This window comes from Cupriavidus sp. 09_S30 (assembly GCF_056930435.1).
Genome location: NZ_JBXOWI010000001.1, coordinates 2,011,573 through 2,030,168 on the forward strand (window position 1 = coordinate 2,011,573; position 18,596 = coordinate 2,030,168).

Below are 18,596 nucleotides of genomic sequence, written 5' to 3' on the forward strand. Positions count from 1 at the left end.
CATGACAATCCGTTGGAGCCCCCAGGCGCTGGAGCGCTGGACGGCAAAGGTTTTCGAATCCTGCGGCGTGGCCCCTGACCACGCGCTGGAAGCTGCCGCCGTGCTGGTGCGCAGCGAGCTGCGCGGTTACAAGACGCATGGCATGACGCGCGTGCCGTCGTACGTCGAGCGCCTGCGCGCGGGGGACTTCAACCCGCACGCGGCCATGACGCACCGCAGCTTTCCCGGCGGCATCGTGCTGGATGCCGATGGCGCCATGGGCCAGGTCGCCGGCCCGCATGCTGTGCGGCTCGGGCTCGAAGCGCTGGAATCGAGTGCCTCCGTGCTGATCGCCGTGCAGTCGTGCGGCCATCTGGGCGCGCTCGGCGTGCATGCACTGCTGGCCGCCGAGGCGGGCGCCTTCTGCATGGTCGGGCAGCGTACGCCGCCGGTGCTGGCCATGGAAGGCTTCTCCGGCCCGGCCATCGGGCACAACCCCATTGCCTTCGGCTGCCCCTTGCCGGGTGGCGCGCCGATCGTGTTCGACGTCGCTTGCAGCGTCGCCGCCCGCGGCCACATCCTGCTGGCCGCACGCGAGGGCAAGCCGATCCCTGAAGGGTGGGCACTGGACGCCAACGGCGTGCCGACCACGGACGCGCAACGCGCGCTCGGTGGCGCGCTGCTGCCCACCGGCGGGCACAAGGGCATTGGCATAGCCATGATGGTCGAGTGCCTGGCCGGTGCCCTGGCGGCGACGGCTGACGCCCTTGAGCCGCAGCGCAATGACGTCAAAAGCGGCGGCGCGGTCGGCCGGCAGGGCGGCTTTGTCTGGCTGGTGAAGCCGCAGGCCTTCGCCGGCCAGGAGTTCTTTGGCGGCTACATGCGTCACTGGACCGACACCTATCTTGCCGCCGGCGGCGAAGAGGCACGCCTGCCCGGCCACCGCGGCGACGCGCTTGAGCGTGAAAGCCGCGAACACGGCATCGTGCTGCCGGACGCCATCGCCCAGGAGCTGGGCGCACTCGGCCGGCAACTGGACCTCCCATTCGCCACCCAGGCGCAGCACGCCTGAGCGAACGCGCTCGAGCGAGCGCTTGAACCACAGACAGACATCCCAAGAGACTAGGAGGCAACAATGAAGGCAGTTCGAGTAATCCCGGGCCCCGAGGGCGGCACGGTGGAAGTGCAGGACATCCCGGCGCCCGTGGCGGGGCCGGGGCAGGTGCTGGTCAGGGTCCGCGCCAGTGGCCTGAACCGCGGCGAGATCAATCAGGCGAAGGAGCTGCGCACGGGGAACACCATCACCACCGGCGTCGAGTTCGCGGGCGAGGTGGCCGAAGTCGGTGAAGGCGTGAGCAGCTGGCGCAAGGGCGACCGGGTCATGGGGCACGGCAAGGGTTGCCAGGCCGAGTACGTGGTTGCTGATCCCCTGGCGCTGATCGCGGTGCCCGACGGGCTGTCGTGGATCGACGCCGCGGCCTTCCCCAACGTGTTCATCACGGCGCACGACGCGCTGGTGACGAACGGCCAGTTCAAGGCCGGCGAATCGGTGCTGGTCAACGGCGCCTCGGGCGGGGTGGCGATGGCCGCCATCCAGATTGCATCGCTGATGGGCGCGAAGCCGGTCATCGCCACCTCGCGCTCGGCGGCCAAGCTCGACAAGATCCGCCAGTACGGCGTCGACGTCGGCATCGACGCGTCGAAGGACGACCAGGTCGCGGCGGTGATGGCCGCCACCGACAACCGTGGCGTCGACATCATCATCGATACCGTCGGCGGCCCCGTGTTCGAAGCGAACATGAAGAGCCTCGCGGTCAAGGGTCGCTTGGTGAATATTGCGCGCCTCGGTTCGGCCACCGCACAGATCGACCTGACGCAGTTGTGGCTCAAGCGCCTGCAATTGATCGGCGTGACCTTCCGCACCCGTACTGAGCAGGAGCGCCTCGAGTGCATCCAGGCCTGCGCGCGCGACATGCTGCCCTTCCTGCGGGCCGGCCGCGTGCGCCTGCCCATCGACCGCACCTTTGCCATGACGGACATCCACACCGCGCATGCCTATATGAAACAGGATCAGCATGTCGGCAAGATCGTGCTGACCGTCGACTAACAAGCCAGACATCCCCAAGGAGACATCCATGACCATCCAGATCAAGCCGCTGACCGGTTCGGTCGGCGCATCCGTGACCGGCGTCGACCTGAACGCGCCGATCAATGCCGCCACCTTCGAGGTCCTGCACCAGGCCTTCCTCGAGCACGGCGTGCTCATTTTCCGCGGCCAGTTCTTGCAGCCGGCTGCCCAGGTGGCCTTCGCCCGCCTGTGGGGCACGCCGGTGCAGGGCAACCCGCTGCTCAAGGGGCTGGCGGAGTTCCCGGAGCTGTTCCAGGTCACCAAGATTCCGAAGGAGACCGCCTCGACCGAGGCCTGGCACTCCGACTCCATCTACACCCCGGTGCCGCCCAAGATCTCGATCCTGTCGGGTGTCACGATCCCGGTCGGCGGCGACACCATGTGGTGCAACCAGTACCTGTCATACGAGCGCCTGTCTCCGACCATGCAACGCGTGATCGAGGGCCTGCGCGCTCGCTTCAGCGGTGGCCGCCTGGCCAAGATGACCGGCTCCGACAAGGTGCCTTCGGCGGTGCACCCGATCGTACGCACGCACCCTGAGACTGGCCGCAAGGCGCTGTACGTCGGCCATCCGGACACCGCGCTATGCATCGAGGGCATGACCGAAGCCGAAAGCCGGCCACTGCTCGACTTCCTGTACGAGCACTCGACCACGCCCGACAACGTTTACCGCCACATGTGGCAGGAAGGCGATGTCCTGATGTGGGACAACCGCTGCACCATGCACTACGCCGTGCATGACTATGGCACCGCCGAGCGCGTGCTGAACCGTGTGACGCTGGAAGGCGAAGTGCCCTGCTAAGCGGCAACACCATGGCGCCGGCAGCGCAAGGCGCGAGGGTTCAAAGGAGACTGAACAATGCAGATAGGGATCCCGACTGAGACTCGGGCGGGGGAGGCGCGTGTTGCCGCTACGCCGGAGACCGTCAAGAAGTATGTGGCGCAGGGCCACCAGGTGCTGGTGCAGGCCGGTGCCGGCGTGCGCGCCAGCCAGCCCGATGCCGCCTATGAGGCAGCGGGCGCACGGATCGGCACCGCCGCCGAAGCGCTGGGCGCCGCGCTGGTGCTGAAGGTGCGCGCACCGGATGCTGCCGAACTCGCGCAGGTGAAACCGGGCGCGGTCCTGGTCGGCATGCTCAATCCTTTTGACGCCGAGAACAACGCGCGCATGACGGCGGCCGGCATCATCGCCTTCGCGCTCGAAGCCGCGCCGCGCACCACCCGGGCGCAGAGCATGGACGTGCTGTCCTCACAGGCCAATATCGCCGGCTACAAGGCCGTGCTGGAGGCCGCGCACCACTACCAGCGCTTCATGCCCATGCTGATGACGGCGGCCGGCACCGTGAAGGCGGCACGCATACTGATCCTTGGCGCCGGCGTCGCGGGCCTGCAGGCCATCGCCACGGCCAAGCGGCTGGGCGCGGTGATCGAGGCCTCCGATGTGCGCCCCGCAGTCAAGGAACAGATCGAGTCGCTGGGCGCCAAGTTCCTGGATGTGCCGTTCCTGACCGACGAGGAGCGCGAGATCGCCCAGGGCGTGGGCGGCTATGCGCGGCCGATGCCGCCGGACTGGATGAAGCGGCAGGCCGAACTCGTGCACCAGCGCGCCATTCAGGCCGACATCGTCATCACCACGGCGCTGATCCCTGGCCGCAAGGCACCGGTGCTGCTGTCCGAAGCCACCGTGCAGCAGATGAAGCCGGGCTCGGTGGTGGTGGACCTTGCCGCCGCGCAGGGCGGCAACTGTCCGCTGACGGTGGCCGACGAGGTGGTCGAGCGCCATGGCGTGACCCTGGTCGGCCACACCAACCTGGCCAGCATGGTGGCGGCGGACGCCTCGGCGCTCTACGCGCGCAATGTGCTGGATTTCCTCAAGCTGGTCATCGACAAGGAAGGCAAGCTCGTGATCGACCTCGAAGACGACATCGTCGCGGCGTGCCTGATGACGCGGCGCGACGAGTTGGCAAAGGCTGGCTAGCCAGTCAGTAATGGCGCAGTAATGCGGCAATCAAGGAGACAACCATGGAAATGGTGAACCACACGGTGATCAACCTGATCATCTTCGTGCTGGCGATCTACGTGGGCTACCACGTGGTCTGGACGGTGACGCCCGCGCTGCACACCCCGCTGATGGCGGTGACCAATGCGATCTCGGCCATCATCATCGTCGGCGCCATGCTGGCCGCCGGCCTGACCGAAGGCGGTGTCGGACGCGCGATGGGTACGCTGGCCGTGGCGCTGGCGGCTGTGAACGTGTTCGGCGGCTTCCTGGTCACCCAGCGCATGCTGGAGATGTTCAGGAAGAAGGCGCCGAAGGCTGCGCCTGCGGCCAAGGCGCAGGCGCCCGCTGAAGGTCCCGTTGATGGCATTCTGCTTGGGGGTCCGCAATGAACGGTCTGTCCATGAACACAGTGACCCTGGCCTACCTGGGCGCCTCGGTCTGCTTCATCCAGGCGCTCAAGGGCCTGTCGCACCCGGCTTCGGCGCGCAAGGGCAATGCCTTCGGCATCATCGGCATGGCACTCGCGGCGCTGACGACCGTGGCGCTGATCGCCAAGCTCAAGAGCGAGTTCCTGGCCGCCGGCGCGGTGCAGTCGTCAGTCGGCACCGGAGTGGCGCTGATCCTGGCTGCGCTGGTGGTCGGCGGCGGTATCGGCGCCTACGTGGCGAAGAAGGTCGAGATGACCAAGATGCCAGAACTGGTGGCGGCAATGCACTCGCTGATCGGCCTGGCCGCGGTCTTCATTGCAGTGGCGGCGGTGGCCGAGCCGGCCGCCTTCGGCATCGCGCCGGCAGGCTCGCACGAGATCCCGATGGGCAACCGCGTCGAGCTGTTCATCGGCTGCTTTGTGGGCGCCATCACCTTCTCCGGTTCGGTGATCGCCTTCGGCAAGCTGGCCGGGCGCTACAAGTTCCGCCTGTTCCAGGGCGCGCCGGTGGCGTTTGCGGGTCAGCACATGCTGAACCTGCTGCTGGCCGTCGCCATGATCGGTTTTGGCATTGCCTTCTTCCTGACCCAGGCCTGGCTGCCGTTCCTGGTCATGCTGGCGATTGCCTTCGTGCTGGGCGTGCTGATCATCATCCCGATCGGCGGCGCGGACATGCCGGTGGTGGTATCGATGCTGAACTCGTACTCGGGCTGGGCGGCGGCAGGCATCGGTTTCTCGCTGAACAACCCGATGCTGATCATCGCCGGCTCGCTGGTGGGATCGAGCGGTGCCATCCTCTCGTACATCATGTGCCGCGCCATGAACCGCTCCTTCTTCAACGTGATCCTGGGCGGCTTCGGCGGGGATACGGCCTCTGCCGGCGCTACTGGCGCGCAGACCCAGCGCAACGTGAAGTCCGGCTCAGCCGATGACGCCGCGTTCGTGATGGGCAATGCCGAGACCGTGGTCATCGTGCCGGGCTACGGCCTGGCGGTGGCGCGCGCCCAGCATGCGCTCAAGGAACTGACCGAGAAGCTCACCGAGAAGGGCGTGACCGTGAAGTATGCGATCCACCCGGTCGCCGGCCGCATGCCGGGCCACATGAACGTGCTGCTGGCCGAGGCCGAGGTGCCGTACGACCAGGTCTTCGAAATGGAAGACATCAACAGCGAGTTCGGCCAGGCCGACGTGGTGCTGGTGCTGGGCGCCAATGACGTGGTGAACCCGGCGGCCAAGACCGACCCGAAGTCGCCGATCGCCGGCATGCCGATCCTGGAGGCGTACAAGGCCAAGACCATCATCGTCAACAAGCGTTCGATGGCCTCCGGCTATGCCGGCCTGGACAATGAACTGTTCTACATGGACAAGACCATGATGGTGTTCGGCGACGCCAAGAAGGTGGTCGAAGACATGGTCAAGGCGGCCTGAGCCGCGTCGTCAGACATCTAGGGAGACATGGCAATGAACCAAGGCCTTAGCAACTCCAACCCCGCCTCCAACTCCGCTCTCAATCCGTTCGCGGATCTCGAAGGCAAGGTTGCGCTGGTGACCGGCGCCTTTGGCGGCCTGGGCCTGCATTTTGCGCAGACCCTGGCACGCGCCGGCTGCCGGGTGGCCTTGGCCGGCCGGCGTGTCGGCGAAGGCGAGGCCTTGCTGGCAGAGCTGCGCAAGCAAGGCGGGCAGGGCTGCGTGGTCGCGCTCGATGTGAGGGATCCGGCCTCGGTAAGCGCGGCGTTCGAGGCGACGCGGCGCGAACTCGGCCCCGTGCAGATCGTCATCAACAGCGCCGGCATCGCCACCACCGGTGCGGCGATGGACGTGACCGAAGCGGAGTGGCAAAGCGTGATCGACACCAACCTGAATGGCGCATGGCGGGTGGCGCAATGCGCCGCGCGGATGATGCGTGACGCCGCGACTGGCGGCAGCATTGTCAATATTGCTTCCATCCTGGGCCTGCGCGTCGCCCAGCAGGTGCCCGCCTACACCGCGGCCAAGGCCGGGCTGATCCACCTGACGCGCTCGCTTGCCCTGGAATGGGCGCGCCACAACATCCGGGTGAATGCGCTGGCGCCCGGCTACTTCGAGACCGAGATCAACCGCAGCTTCTTCGAGACCGAAAGCGGGCAGGCCCTGATCCGGCGCATCCCCCAGCGCCGGCTCGGGCAGCCGCGCCAGCTAGATGGCGCGCTGCTGCTGCTGGCCTCGGATGCCTCGGACTTCATGACCGGCACGGTCCTGCCCGTTGACGGCGGGCACTCGATCAACTCGCTTTAAGAGGTTTTCCCATGTTCACTCCGTGCCCCACCGAGCGCAGCCGCGCCATCGCCGACTGCGTCGAGGCCTTCGTGCGCGAGGTTGTCGCGCCTTACGAGCGCGATCCCCGCAACGCCGGCCACGGCCCGACCGAGGACCTGGTCCGCGAACTGCGCGCCAAGGCCCGCGAAGCGGGCGTCATGACGCCGCACATCCTGCCTGACGGCGACCACCTGACACAGCTGGAGACGGCGGCAGTGCTCAAGCGCTCCGCGCTGTCGCCGCTGGGCCCCGTGGCCGTCAATACAATGGCCCCGGACGAGGGCAACATGTACCTGCTCGGCAAGGTCGCCACGCCGGAACAGAAGCGGCGGTTCCTCGACAAGCTCGTGAGCGGCGACGCGCGCTCGGCCTTCTTCATGACCGAGCCGGCCGAGGAAGGCGGCGCCGGGTCCGACCCGTCGATGCTGCAGACCGTCGCCGTGCAGCAGGGCGACCACTGGATCATCAACGGCCGCAAGATGTTCATCACCGGCGCGGAAGGCGCTTCGGTCGGCATCGTGATGGCCCGCACCGGCAGCGGCGACAAGGTCCAGTCGACCATGTTCCTGGTGGACCTGCCGGACCCGGCCATCCGCATCGAACGCGTACTCGACACCATCGACAATTCGATGCCGGGCGGCCACGCGCTGATCGTCATCGACAACCTGCGCGTGCCGGCCAGCCAGGTGCTCGGCGAAGTCAACGAAGGCTTCCGCTATGCGCAGGTACGGCTCTCGCCGGCGCGGCTGTCGCATTGCATGCGCTGGCACGGCTGCGCCACGCGCGCGCATGAAATCGCCACGGCCTACGCGACCCGGCGCAAGGCGTTCGGCAAGCTGCTGATCGACCACGAAGCCGTGGGCTTCATGCTGGCCGAGAACCTGATCGACCTGCAGCAGGCGGCGCTGATGATCGACTGGTGCGCGGGCGTGCTCGACGGCGGCGTACTCGGCACCAACGAAAGCTCGATGGCCAAGGTGGCGGTGTCCGAGGCCGTGTACCGCGTCGCCGACCGCTGCGTGCAGGTCATGGGCGGTACGGGCGTGTCGCGCGACACGATCGTCGAGCAGGTGTTCCGCGAAGTGCGCGCCTTCCGCATCTACGACGGCCCCACCGAAGTCCACAAGTGGTCGCTCGCGAAGATGATCAAGCGCAAGACCCTGAGCGGAGAGGGGAGCCATGGCTGAGGTACACGATTTCGCCGGCACGGTGCCGGTGCGCGAACAGCACCGCTTCGATCAGGCAGCCCTGGAGCGCTGGATGGTGCAGCACGTCGAGGGATATGCCGGGCCGCTGACGATCGACCAGTTCAAGGGCGGCCAGTCCAACCCGACCTACCGCCTGCGCACGCCGGGGCACAGCTATGTGCTGCGGCGCAAGCCGCCCGGCAAACTGCTCAAGGGCGCCCATGCGGTGGAACGCGAAGCCCGGGTGATGGCGGCGCTGGGGCAGGCGGGCTTTCCCGTACCCCGGATCCATGGGCTTTGTACCGACGACTCGGTGATCGGCAGCTGGTTCTTCGTGATGGACCTCGTCGAAGGCCGCATCTTCTGGGATGCCGGCTTCACCGATGTACCGAGGGACGACCGCGCGGCCTACATGGACGCGATGAACGCGACGCTGGCCTCGCTGCACACCATCGATCCCAACGCGATCGGGCTGGGTGACTATGGCAAGGCGGGCGGCTATGTTGCCCGCCAGGTCGCACGCTGGTCGGGGCAGTACCTGAACGACGAGCTGGCCGGCCGGCACCCGGCGATGGATCGGCTGGTCGAGTGGCTGCCGAAGCAACTGCCCGCCACCGACGACGTGGCCATTACCCACGGCGACTTCCGGGCCGACAACCTGATCTTCCATCCGACCGAGCCGCGCGTGCTCGCCGTGCTGGACTGGGAGCTGTCGACGCTCGGCGATCCGCTGGCCGATTTCGCCTACCACGCGATGATGTTCCGCATGCCGCCCGATATCCTGGGCGGCATCGCCGGGCGCGACCTCGCGGCGGCGGGCTTGCCGGACGAGGCGGCGTACGTCGAGGCTTATTGCCGCCGCACCGGTCGCGACAGCATCGGCAACCTCGACTTCTACATCGCCTTCAACATGTTCCGCTTCGCGGCGATCCTGCACGGCGTCAAGGGCCGCGCCGCACGCGGCACCGCGTCGAGTGCCGAGGCGCATGCCATGGGCGAGCGCTTCGCCCGGGTGGCGGACCTGGCCTGGGCGCAGGCCCAGCGCGTGGGTTGACATCGCCAGTTGGCCAGATGGGGAATCCGCGTCAGGTCTGCATTGGCGGGGCAGGGCAGTTGCAACCCGCTGCCCGCTACGCCGGCTAAGAGTTTGACTTAAATATAGAGAGTACGGAGATATCGATGACCTACCGCGCACCGCTCAAGGACATGCTGTTCGTGATGAACGAACTGGCAGGGCTGGAAGCCGTAAGCCAGTTGCCGGGCTTTGAGGAAGCCACGCCGGAGACGGCGCAGGCCGTGCTGGAAGAAGCTGCCAAGTTCAACGAGCAGGTGGTGGCACCGCTGAACTGTAAGGGCGACCTCGACCCCAGCAGCTGGAAGGATGGCTTGGTCACCACTACGTCGGGCTTCAAGGACGCATTCCGCCAGTTCGGCGAGGGCGGCTGGCAAGGCGTGCTCCATCCGCAGGAATTCGACGGGCAGGGCCTGCCCAAGCTGATTGCCACGGCATGCATCGAGATGTTGCATAGTGCCAACCTCTCGTTCGCGCTGTGCCCTATGCTGACGGACGGCGCCATCGAGGCACTGTTGACTGCAGGCTCGGACGAACAAAAGGCCACCTTCCTGCCCAAGCTGATCTCGGGCGAGTGGACTGGCACTATGAATCTGACCGAGCCGCAGGCCGGTTCGGACCTGGCCGCGGTGCGCACGCGCGCAGAGCCGCAGGGCGATGGCACCTACAAGGTCTTCGGCACCAAGATTTTCATCACCTACGGCGAGCACGACATGGCGGACAACATCGTCCATCTCGTGCTGGCGCGTACGCCGAATGCGCCGGAAGGCGTGAAGGGCATTTCGCTCTTCATCGTACCCAAGTTCCTGGTCAACACGGACGGCTCCACCGGCGCGCGCAATGACGTGCATTGCGTGTCGATCGAGCACAAGCTGGGCATCAAGGCCAGCCCGACCGCGGTGCTGCAGTTTGGCGACCACGGCGGCGCCATTGGCACGCTGGTGGGTGAAGAGAACCGCGGCCTCGAGTACATGTTCATCATGATGAACTCGGCGCGTTTCGCCGTTGGCATGCAAGGCATCGCCGTGTCCGAGCGTGCCTACCAGCAAGCCGTGGGTTATGCACGCGAGCGCGTGCAGAGCCGCCCGGTCGACGGTTCCGCGCGCGAGGCCGTGACGATCATCCATCACCCCGACGTGAAGCGCATGCTGCTGACGATGCGCGCGCTGACCGAAGGTGCGCGCGCCGTTGCCTACGTGGCCGCAGCGGCCAGCGACGCCGCGCACCAGCATCCGGACGCGGCGGTGCGCCAGCAGAACCAGGCGGTCTACGAGTTCCTGGTGCCGGTCGTGAAGGGCTGGAGCACCGAATTGTCGATCGACGTCACCAGCCTTGGCGTGCAGGTGCACGGCGGCATGGGCTTCATTGAAGAAACCGGAGCGGCCCAGCATTACCGCGATGCACGCATCCTGTCCATCTACGAAGGCACCACCGCCATCCAGGCGAATGATTTGGTCGGCCGCAAGACCGTACGCGATGGTGGCGCGGTCGCGCGCGCGATCTGCGCCCGGATCGCCGAAACCGAAGCCGCGCTCGGCAAGCATGAGGGCGCCGCGTTCAGGGCAGTGCAGGCGCAACTGGCGAAGGGCCGTGCCGCGCTGGAAGCGGTGGTGGAGTTTGTCGTCGCCAATACCAAATCGGACCCGAACGCCGTGTTCGCTGGCAGCGTGCCGTACCTGAAGCTGTGCGGCATCGTCTTCTCGGGCTGGCAGCTTGGCCGGGCGATGCTGGCCGCGGATGTGAAGCGTGCTGAGGATCCGGGCTTCCATGATGCCAAGATCGCGACGGCGCACTTCTTCGCAGAGCACATGTTGTCGCAGGCGTCTGCGCTGCATGATGCCGTCGTAGGTGGCGCGCCCCCCGTGAATACATTCCCCGAGGCGCAGTTCTGAGCCCGACGGCTGGCGCCTTATCTTCCAAGCAGATCGACAGCGTCGTCGGCCCGGACGTGATCGTGGCGTCGAACACCTCGTCGATCTCGATCACCAAGCTGGCCGCCGTGACCAGCCGCGCCGACCGCTTCATCGGCATGCACCGACCCCGCACGACGTTCGCGCTCCTGGAAGGGCGCGATTCGATCGGTGGCACGTGGAGCCTGTTCAAGTACCTGGGCTTTCCAGGATGTCCTGGCAGTCCCGGCGGGCAGATATCTGTGCGCGCCCCCTACGCCAGTCAGTGCACAACGGCCAATTGGTTCAGGAGGCCTCCCCGTATTGACGATACTTATTCATCTGGGCAGTCAGCCGTTGAAGCAGCCGGTTGGCCGCGGGCGAGAGCTGGCGACCAGCACGCGTGACCAGGTGCGCCTCGGGGCTCTGGAGCAAGCGATTTTCCACCGGGATCGCTACCAGTTCTCCGGCCTCCAGTTCCGCAGCGATCGAGATAGGAGTGAGCAGGGCGAATCCGAGGTTGCTCTTTGCAAAGAGCTTGAGGACGGATGCCGAATTGGTCGTAATCGCAGGCGTAAACCTGACCTTGTCGAGCAGCATCGCGGCGTCGACAAGCCGCCGCGTGCCATGCTCCGGATGTGTGAGTGCCAGCGGGTAAGGAAGCAGGTCGTGGAGGGTGACAGACTGGACTTTGCCAACCAGCGGAAACGACGGGGAAACGATCGCATGCATGGGCTGGCGCGATCCCACCCGGCTCACGATCCTGCTGTCGGATGATGGATTGAAGACCAGGCCGATGTCGGCTTCATCTTCCGACACTCTTCGCATCACCTCGTTCGTGCTGCAAAGATCCAGCGTAATCGAGATCTCGGGGTAGGTTTCGCAGAACTGCTTGATGGGGCCGCTGACCATGGTGGAGGCAAAGCCCTCGCCCATCACCAGGGCGATCAAGCCGCGGCGCAGTCCGCGGATTTCCTGGAGCTTGGCAATCAGGTCCGCCTGATGGGAACGCTGCTGGCGAAAATACTCGATGAGGAGCGCGCCGGCTTCGGTCGGCCTGACGCCCCGCTTGTTGCGCTCCACAAGCTGGGTCGCAAGCTCCTCTTCCAGCAAGGCAATCTGTCTGCTGACGGCGGAGGGTGCCACATCAAGATAGTCGGCTGCCGCTCGCACCGTGCCACACCGTACGGCCTCATACAGATAGCCGATGCGGCTCTCGTTGATCTGGCCTGCCATTCTGTTATCCCCGATCAGACCAAAGCCGTTGATGGCCGATGACGGATTCTCGCACTCATGTTCACAAGAGTGCAATGTCAGTGCCGGGTCAGAACGGGCGTTTCGGTCATCGGGCTATCACCGCCCATCCAGCATGAAGCGAGCCGCTTCCTGCGCTTGCCGACGCAGCATGCCGGGGGGCGGCGTCAATCCGCAACGGCCTGGACCGTATCCGCTGAGTGTCGTCCAGCGCGCTTTGTGCGCCGCATGATGAGCAGGACAGCCAGGACGACGGGAGCAACCAGGATCCCTTCGATGAGCTCCGGATTGAGAAGCAGGTCCGCGGCATGCAGCGACCTGAGCGCTGCCGAGGACAATGACAGCACGTAGTAGGAAATAGCGGCAACGGACAGGCCCTCGACCGCGTGCTGAAGCCTCAATTGGCTACGGGCGGTCTGGTTCATCCCCTGCAGAAGACGGGTCGTATCTTCTTCCTGGGCGACACTGACTCGGGTGCGAAGCAGGTCAACCACCCTCGCAATGCGCTGCGCAAATTGCTCCTGCCGGGCCCACACCGCCTTGCAGGTCTGCATGGCAGGGCCAAACCGGCGCTCCATGAACTCTGCAATGGTTGGCATGCCTTCGACCCGTTCTTCCCGCAGCTCGTGAATGCGGGCTTGCACCAGCCCCTCATAGGCACGCGACGCGCTGAAGCGGGAAGCGAAGTCAGCCAGCGCCTCACTGCGCACCGCAAGGTGGGTCAGTTGGACCAGCAAGTCTGAGTCACGGCGCCCTCCCTGGCTCATATCCATGTCATGCATCAGCGGAGCAAGGGAATGCTGCAGTTCGTCCAGGGTCTTGCCCAGGCCGCGCGCGACCGGCAGGGCGAGCAGGGCCATCATCCGGTACGTCTCTATCTCGTAGAGGCGCTGCAGAAGCCGCCCGCTCTGGACTTCGCGCAGGCCGCCGTCAATCACCAGGAAGCGCGAGAAACCATCCTCCTTGATGGTCCAGTCGCAGAAGACCTGCGCACTGCCGAGGACGCGGCTGCCCACCATCGCCGACCCGTCGATCCACTCTCGTACGTTCTCGCCGGCTGTTGCCGCAGACTCTCCCGACACGAGCTCTATCCGGACCGCGACGAATCGCTTGCCTGCCAGCGCTTGAAACCATTCCGCCGGAACGTGTTCCGTGGCCAGCGCGGAGAAGTAATCGTGATCGTGCCGGCTGGCGACAAAGGTGAAGGTGGAGAACTCAGTGTGCCGCTCCCACTTGAGTTGCTTGCCGGGGCCCCATAGCCCTGAGTAGTGCTTGGCGTCGGCGGGCGGCTCGGCCAGGCCGGTACGTCGGCACAAGGACCTCAGCAGGGCTTCGTGAATGGCCGCGTCGCCCTCGGCGTAGATCGCAAAGTGTGTGAGGGACACTGAACCGCTGATGCGCAGAAAAGGCCGCGCGTGCAGTTCATTGGCAAGGGGGGCGCGCAGGGGGTGATCCATCGTTGATCCGTGTTCCGTCGTGAGCCGTACCAGACTCGGGAGCCGCTTTTCGGCCAGAACGTTGGCGCAGAGGTGAGGCAACGTGCGGCTTACCCATTTGAATAGCGGACAGGCCCGCCGCCAGCTGATTGACCGTCCGCCCGATCGGATTCCTGGTCAGGCCCCGTTCAGGGAAGTCTTGACGTCGCCAAGACGTTGCCCGACATTCCGATAACGTCCGAGCGTCAGGGTCAATACGCAGGCGGCCAGCAACAAGCACGGCAGGATGATCAGTGCCTGCTCATAGTTGCCGTACCGGTCAAAGTAGGCACCGATTGCCACGGGTCCGATCACGGCACCGAGGCCGTAGCCGGAGAAGCACAGGCCATAGAGCGTCCCAAAGGAACGCAACCCGAAGTACGACCGCACCAGGTAGGAAATGAGGTCTCCCTCCGCCCCGATGGTCAGCCCGATCAACGCCGCAGCACAAAGGAGTGCCGAGAAGTCGTGCGATGCGCGCAGCAGGAAAATGCCGCACGCTCCAGCCACCAGGAACACGCAGGTGACAAAGGGAGCGTGGATGCGGTCGAGTAGCACGCCAGTCAGCAGGCGGCCTGCCAGCAAGCCAATACCCAACACCGAGGCACCACGTGCGGCGTCGGCCGCAGTGAAACCGCGATCGGCGAGCATGGTTGGCAGTTGCGGGACCAGAGCGAGCGTACACGACGACCCGACCAGGAAGATCAGCCAGATGGCCCACAGGCGATAGGTCTTAACAGCCTCTGCCAGCGGCACGCCGTCGGCGGGTGCGCTACGACCGGCCTGCCCGGTCCGTTGCACCAGCTTGCGCTCCTTGATCAGCAGACAAGCCAGCAGCGTCAGCGGAATGGATCCGGCCCCGAGGAGGGTGTAGGCAGCGCGCCAGCCATAATTGGACACTAGATACTGAGCGAAGGGCGGCATGATCATGGTGCCGATGCCGAGACCACCCATGGCCAGGGCCAGCGCCAGGCCGAGGCGCCGGTCGAACCACTGTGGCATCACTGCAAGGTAGCCGACCACGGAAACCGCTGCGCCAAAGATGCCGACCAGGCCGGACAGTCCGACCCAGAGTGCAATGCTGCCGTTCTGCTGCGACATGCCGATCACGGCAAACGCGTACGCGAGGCCGAGAAAGACAATGACGCGACGGATGCCGAAGCGATCCATCAGCATGCCAACCAGCGGGCTGCCGAGCGTCAGGCCCAGCATTGAGGCCGAGTAGGAAAGCGACGCGACCGAGCGGCCCCACCCGAATTCCGTCCCCACCGCTCGCACGAAGATGCCGCCCGCGGCATGAAACGACGGCGTCAGGCCGGCAAACATGCCCAGCGCCGCGCCGAGCACTATTGCAATATACGTCCACCGGCCGATTGGCGGCTGATTCAGTTGATCCATGGTGTCTCCTCTTGCGCGTCGCGCCGGCTATCCTGCCGGCTGCAACACGCTGTCTTAGCTACAATTGGTATATGCGATCAGAAGGAACTTCGCGTTGACATCTGATCCGACGTGCGGGTCAGGTCGTCATGGCCCGCTATGAGGCCAGCACAAGATCGGCAGCCTTTTCGCCGATCATGATCGAAGCGGCATTGGTATTGGGTGAGCACATCGTCGGCATCACCGAAGAGTCCACCACGCGCAGGCCGCTGAGGCCCCGGACCTTCAGCTCCGGATCCACCACCGCCATCGCGTCCACCCCCATCTTGCAGGTGCCGATCGGATGCCAGCTGGTCTGGCCGGACTTCTTGATGTACTCGAGCAGGGCCCGGTCATCCTGCACATCGATGCCGGGGCGCGTCTCGCGCGCCATGAAATCGGCCATGCTCGGTTGCCGGGCGATCTTGCGCGTCATGTGCAGGGCTTCCAGCATGACCTGGATGTCGGTGTCGCTGCTCAGATAGCGCGGCTCGATGACAGGCGCGTCCTGGGGATCGCTGCTGCGGATATGCAGATGACCGCGTGACTCGGGGCGCAACTGGAAGAAGCCAAGGTTGAAGCCCGGGAAGGCGTCAAGGCCGAAGCCTTTGCCCGCGTATCGATCGGCGCCGCTGAGGTGCGCAATCTGAATCTTGACGCTTGGGCGCTGATCACCGGGCCCCGAGCGTGCCAGCGCGTGGGCCGAAACCGAGGGTGTCGCCATCAGGCCACGGCCGGTCAGCAGGTAGCGCAGCCCCATCCAGCCCTGTCGCAACGGGCTGTGCATGATCTCGTTCAGCGTGACCGGACGCTTGCACTCGTAGGTGATACGTGACTGGAGGTGATCGATCAGGTTCTCGCCGACGCCTGGCAGATGCAGACGGACTGGAATGCCCAGTGATTGCAGCCGCTGCGCATCGCCGATGCCAGACAGTTCCAGCAGCTGCGGTGACTTGATCGGGCCTGCGCTAACAATCACCTCGCGTGCAGCCATGGCGCGCCGTATCCGGCCTCCTTGCATGTACTCGACGCCGGTCACCCGCTTGCCGTCAAAGAGCAGGCGGGTCGCCAGTGCCTCAGTGGCAAGGTGCAGGTTCCGCTGCGGGCGGCCGCGCAGATAGCCGACCGCAGTGCTGCAGCGCCGCCCGCCTCCCGTGGAGAGCTGAAGGTAACTGACGCCTTCGTAGGCCGCGCCGTTGTAGTCCTCGGTGGATGGGATGCCGGCGTCCTGGCAGGCGCCGATAAAGGCATTGCTCAGCGGGTTGGGGCATGCCTGGGACACCGAGGACACCTGGATCGGCCCGTTGCGGCCGCGATATGCCTCCTCACCGAATGCAACCGACTCCAAACGCCTGAAGTAGGGGAGCAGCGACGCATAGTCCCACCCGCGATTGCCCAGCTCGGCCCAGTGATCGAACTCGGCGGGCTCGCCGCGCACGTAGATCATGCCGTTGACCGAGCTGGAGCCGCCGGGCATGCGTCCCCTGGGCCAGTAAATCGTCTGGTTGGCGAGTTGCGGTTGCGGCTCGGTGGAGAATTGCCAGACATACTTGCCGTTCTGCAAGATCTTGGCTACCCCGATCGGAACGGTGACCCAGAAGTCCCGTTCGCGCGGCGCGCCGGCCTCGAGCAGCAAGACGCTTCCGGCATTGCGCTCGGCCAGGCGGGTAGCCAGGGTCGCGCCGGACGAGCCGGCGCCAATCACCACGTAGTCAAAAGTCTCGGTATGTTCCATGATCATGAGTGGCTCAGCCGTGCTTACCTTCACGCCATCGGCGGGCGGATTGCCGCCCAGCGCGACCCTGGGGCGAAGAGGCCAGCGTTGACGTCTGGGCATATCTGGATGGAAAGGGCGCCGCCAGCGGTTCATCCGGCGGCGTATGCGCTTGCCTGTGTGCTGTCAGGCGCGGCCGATCGCAGTGACTGGCGAATCTGCGGTCTGAACCCAGACACTCTTGGTCTGCGTGTACTCGTAAAGCGCCTCAATACCGCTCGTACGTCCGTAGCCGCTGTTCTTGTAGCCGCCAAATGGCGAGCCAACATGGATGGCCCGGTAGCCATTGATCCAGAACGTGCCGGCCTCCACCTGCGCGGCAACGCGGTGTGCGCGCCCGACGTCATTGGTCCACACCGCGCCGGCCAGGCCGAACTCGTTGTCGTTGGCAATGGCGATGGCCTCGTCCTCGGTCTCGAAGGGAATCGCCGCAATGACCGGGCCGAACACCTCCATGCGGGCGATGTCCATCTGGTTGGAGACATCGGCGAAGAGTGTCGGCGGGACAAAGTAGCCGCCGTCACCAAAGCTGGTCGTGCCGGCTGCGAGTCGCGCCCCTTCTTCGACGCCGCGGGCAATCATCCGCTTGATGTGTTCGTACTGGTTCCGGTTGTTGATCGGGCCGATCTCGGTGGCCGGCTCGAGCGGGTGACCAACGCGCAGCTTGCATGCGCCGTCGGCAACCTTGTCGACGAGCTGGTCATAGACCTTTCGCTGGATCAGCAGGCGTGAACCGGCGGTGCAGCTCTGGCCGGCGCCAGAGAAGACCGCCGCCTGGGCCCCGACCGCGGCGAGATCAAGGTTGGCGTCGTCGAAAACGATATTGGCGGACTTTCCTCCCAGCTCCAGGATGCAGGGAATGACGCGCTTGGCAGCCGCTTCGGCGATCCTTGCGCCGGTTGCGGGCGATCCCACGAAGACGACCTTCTTCACCACATCGTCGGAGATGGCCGCTTGGGCGGTGGTGTGGCCATAGCCCGCGAGCACATTGATCAGGCCGACGGGTACGCCGGCCTGTTCGGCCAGCGATGCCACCGCCAGGGAAGTGAACGGGGTCAGCTCGGAAGGCTTGAGCAATACGGCATTTCCGACCGCAACCGTGGGGGCTACCTGCCAGCCAAACGAAAGGATGGGGATGTTCCAGGGCGCAATGTGCAGGATCGTGCCGAAGGGCTCGCGACGAGTGTAGTTCAGATGCGTGGTGGGGACGGGGATGACATGGCCATAGAACTTGTCCGCCCAGCCCGCGTAGAACTCAAACATTTCCGCCACCATCTCGACCTCGCGGCGGCTGTCGCGGATGGGCTTGCCTTGTGACATCGTTTCAAGCAGAGCGAGCGGTTCATTGTGCTCCCGCACTTTGGCTGCGACCGCGTACAGGATGCGGCCGCGGGCGGCGTGCGTCAGACCCCACCATTTCTTTTGTGCTTCTCGCGCGGCGACGCAGGCCTGCTGTGCAACCTCTGCGCCGGCGTCACGATAGCTCACGCTCTTCTCGCCAGTTGCCGGATCGAACAGCTGGATCTCTTGACCCGTGCCCGGGACAAGCCTGCCGCCGACATACGAACCGATCTCCGCCGCGCTTGGGAAGAACTCGGCAAATACGCCGATCAGGGTTCCTGCTTTCGATTGTTCCATTACTACACTCCGATCAAGTCTATCTGGATGTCTTGAATGACACGATGTGGTGGCAGATCC

At 65.5% G+C, this 18,596-nt stretch carries 15 protein-coding genes and 1 pseudogene; 11 read left to right on the forward strand and 5 right to left on the reverse strand.

The window, feature by feature from the left end; genetic code table 11:
- The first annotated feature begins 1 nt into the window (after position 1).
- The 11 genes and pseudogenes from AC1Z3O_RS09590 to AC1Z3O_RS09640 form a co-directional block, all read left to right on the forward strand.
- Positions 2–1,051, forward strand: coding sequence for an Ldh family oxidoreductase (locus tag AC1Z3O_RS09590; RefSeq protein ID WP_483515476.1), 1,050 nt, complete (start codon positions 2–4; stop codon positions 1,049–1,051).
- Positions 1,052–1,114: 63 nt separating this feature from the next.
- A complete protein-coding gene (locus AC1Z3O_RS09595) occupies positions 1,115–2,086 on the forward strand; it encodes a zinc-binding dehydrogenase (protein ID WP_483515477.1) in 972 nt (323 codons plus the stop codon).
- A gap of 28 nt (positions 2,087–2,114) precedes the next feature.
- Positions 2,115–2,909, forward strand: coding sequence for a TauD/TfdA dioxygenase family protein (locus tag AC1Z3O_RS09600; protein WP_483515479.1), 795 nt, complete (start codon positions 2,115–2,117; stop codon positions 2,907–2,909).
- A 57-nt stretch (positions 2,910–2,966) separates the two neighbouring features.
- Positions 2,967–4,085 (forward strand): Re/Si-specific NAD(P)(+) transhydrogenase subunit alpha, encoded by a 1,119-nt coding sequence (locus AC1Z3O_RS09605; protein ID WP_483515481.1) that lies wholly within the window; start codon positions 2,967–2,969, stop codon positions 4,083–4,085.
- A 44-nt stretch (positions 4,086–4,129) separates the two neighbouring features.
- Entirely contained in the window at positions 4,130–4,498 is a 369-nt protein-coding gene (locus tag AC1Z3O_RS09610; RefSeq protein WP_483515483.1) for an NAD(P) transhydrogenase subunit alpha part 2, read from the forward strand.
- Complete coding sequence (locus tag AC1Z3O_RS09615) at positions 4,495–5,964, forward strand: NAD(P)(+) transhydrogenase (Re/Si-specific) subunit beta (RefSeq protein ID WP_483515485.1); 1,470 nt, start codon at positions 4,495–4,497, stop codon at positions 5,962–5,964. The genes AC1Z3O_RS09610 and AC1Z3O_RS09615 overlap by 4 nt, the downstream gene beginning before the upstream one ends.
- 33 nt (positions 5,965–5,997) lie before the next feature.
- Positions 5,998–6,810, forward strand: a complete 813-nt coding sequence (locus AC1Z3O_RS09620; protein WP_483515487.1) for an SDR family NAD(P)-dependent oxidoreductase — start codon at positions 5,998–6,000, stop codon at positions 6,808–6,810.
- Between the two features lie 11 nt (positions 6,811–6,821).
- A complete protein-coding gene (locus tag AC1Z3O_RS09625; RefSeq protein WP_483515489.1) occupies positions 6,822–8,018 on the forward strand; it encodes an acyl-CoA dehydrogenase family protein in 1,197 nt (398 codons plus the stop codon).
- The gene (locus AC1Z3O_RS09630; protein ID WP_483515491.1) at positions 8,011–9,072 is read left to right on the forward strand and encodes a phosphotransferase; all 1,062 of its coding nucleotides are present in this window, start codon (positions 8,011–8,013) and stop codon (positions 9,070–9,072) included. Before AC1Z3O_RS09625 ends, AC1Z3O_RS09630 begins: the two co-directional genes overlap by 8 nt.
- 125 nt (positions 9,073–9,197) lie before the next feature.
- Positions 9,198–10,982 (forward strand): acyl-CoA dehydrogenase, encoded by a 1,785-nt coding sequence (locus AC1Z3O_RS09635; RefSeq protein ID WP_483515493.1) that lies wholly within the window; start codon positions 9,198–9,200, stop codon positions 10,980–10,982.
- Positions 10,983–11,008: 26 nt separating this feature from the next.
- A pseudogene (locus AC1Z3O_RS09640) lies at positions 11,009–11,155 on the forward strand (3-hydroxyacyl-CoA dehydrogenase NAD-binding domain-containing protein); the annotation flags it as partial.
- A gap of 130 nt (positions 11,156–11,285) precedes the next feature.
- Here AC1Z3O_RS09640 and AC1Z3O_RS09645 read toward each other — a convergent pair.
- The 5 genes from AC1Z3O_RS09645 to AC1Z3O_RS09665 form a co-directional block, all read right to left on the reverse strand.
- Positions 11,286–12,215, reverse strand: a complete 930-nt coding sequence (locus AC1Z3O_RS09645) for a LysR family transcriptional regulator (protein ID WP_483515495.1) — start codon at positions 12,213–12,215, stop codon at positions 11,286–11,288.
- A gap of 185 nt (positions 12,216–12,400) precedes the next feature.
- The gene (locus AC1Z3O_RS09650; protein ID WP_483515497.1) at positions 12,401–13,690 is read right to left on the reverse strand and encodes a DUF3422 family protein; all 1,290 of its coding nucleotides are present in this window, start codon (positions 13,688–13,690) and stop codon (positions 12,401–12,403) included.
- 156 nt (positions 13,691–13,846) lie between these two features.
- Positions 13,847–15,106, reverse strand: a complete 1,260-nt coding sequence (locus AC1Z3O_RS09655) for an MFS transporter (RefSeq protein ID WP_483515499.1) — start codon at positions 15,104–15,106, stop codon at positions 13,847–13,849.
- A 136-nt stretch (positions 15,107–15,242) separates the two neighbouring features.
- Positions 15,243–16,865: a GMC family oxidoreductase gene (locus AC1Z3O_RS09660; protein ID WP_483517563.1), complete on the reverse strand. Its 1,623-nt coding sequence runs from the start codon at positions 16,863–16,865 to the stop codon at positions 15,243–15,245.
- A 159-nt stretch (positions 16,866–17,024) separates the two neighbouring features.
- Entirely contained in the window at positions 17,025–18,536 is a 1,512-nt protein-coding gene (locus AC1Z3O_RS09665; protein ID WP_483515501.1) for an aldehyde dehydrogenase family protein, read from the reverse strand.
- Positions 18,537–18,596: the final 60 nt, after the last annotated feature.

Bases quoted from the DNA above. Each gene is read 5' to 3' on its own strand.
- AC1Z3O_RS09590 (WP_483515476.1), top strand. From the start codon at position 2: ATGACAATCCGTTGGAGCCCCCAGGCGCTGGAGCGCTGGACGGCAAAG.
- AC1Z3O_RS09595 (WP_483515477.1), top strand. From the start codon at position 1,115: ATGAAGGCAGTTCGAGTAATCCCGGGCCCCGAGGGCGGCACGGTGGAA.
- AC1Z3O_RS09600 (WP_483515479.1), top strand. From the start codon at position 2,115: ATGACCATCCAGATCAAGCCGCTGACCGGTTCGGTCGGCGCATCCGTG.
- AC1Z3O_RS09605 (WP_483515481.1), top strand. From the start codon at position 2,967: ATGCAGATAGGGATCCCGACTGAGACTCGGGCGGGGGAGGCGCGTGTT.
- AC1Z3O_RS09610 (WP_483515483.1), top strand. From the start codon at position 4,130: ATGGAAATGGTGAACCACACGGTGATCAACCTGATCATCTTCGTGCTG.
- AC1Z3O_RS09615 (WP_483515485.1), top strand. From the start codon at position 4,495: ATGAACGGTCTGTCCATGAACACAGTGACCCTGGCCTACCTGGGCGCC.
- AC1Z3O_RS09620 (WP_483515487.1), top strand. From the start codon at position 5,998: ATGAACCAAGGCCTTAGCAACTCCAACCCCGCCTCCAACTCCGCTCTC.
- AC1Z3O_RS09625 (WP_483515489.1), top strand. From the start codon at position 6,822: ATGTTCACTCCGTGCCCCACCGAGCGCAGCCGCGCCATCGCCGACTGC.
- AC1Z3O_RS09630 (WP_483515491.1), top strand. From the start codon at position 8,011: ATGGCTGAGGTACACGATTTCGCCGGCACGGTGCCGGTGCGCGAACAG.
- AC1Z3O_RS09635 (WP_483515493.1), top strand. From the start codon at position 9,198: ATGACCTACCGCGCACCGCTCAAGGACATGCTGTTCGTGATGAACGAA.
- AC1Z3O_RS09645 (WP_483515495.1), bottom strand. From the start codon at position 12,215: ATGGCAGGCCAGATCAACGAGAGCCGCATCGGCTATCTGTATGAGGCC.
- AC1Z3O_RS09650 (WP_483515497.1), bottom strand. From the start codon at position 13,690: ATGGATCACCCCCTGCGCGCCCCCCTTGCCAATGAACTGCACGCGCGG.
- AC1Z3O_RS09655 (WP_483515499.1), bottom strand. From the start codon at position 15,106: ATGGATCAACTGAATCAGCCGCCAATCGGCCGGTGGACGTATATTGCA.
- AC1Z3O_RS09660 (WP_483517563.1), bottom strand. From the start codon at position 16,865: ATGATCATGGAACATACCGAGACTTTTGACTACGTGGTGATTGGCGCC.
- AC1Z3O_RS09665 (WP_483515501.1), bottom strand. From the start codon at position 18,536: ATGGAACAATCGAAAGCAGGAACCCTGATCGGCGTATTTGCCGAGTTC.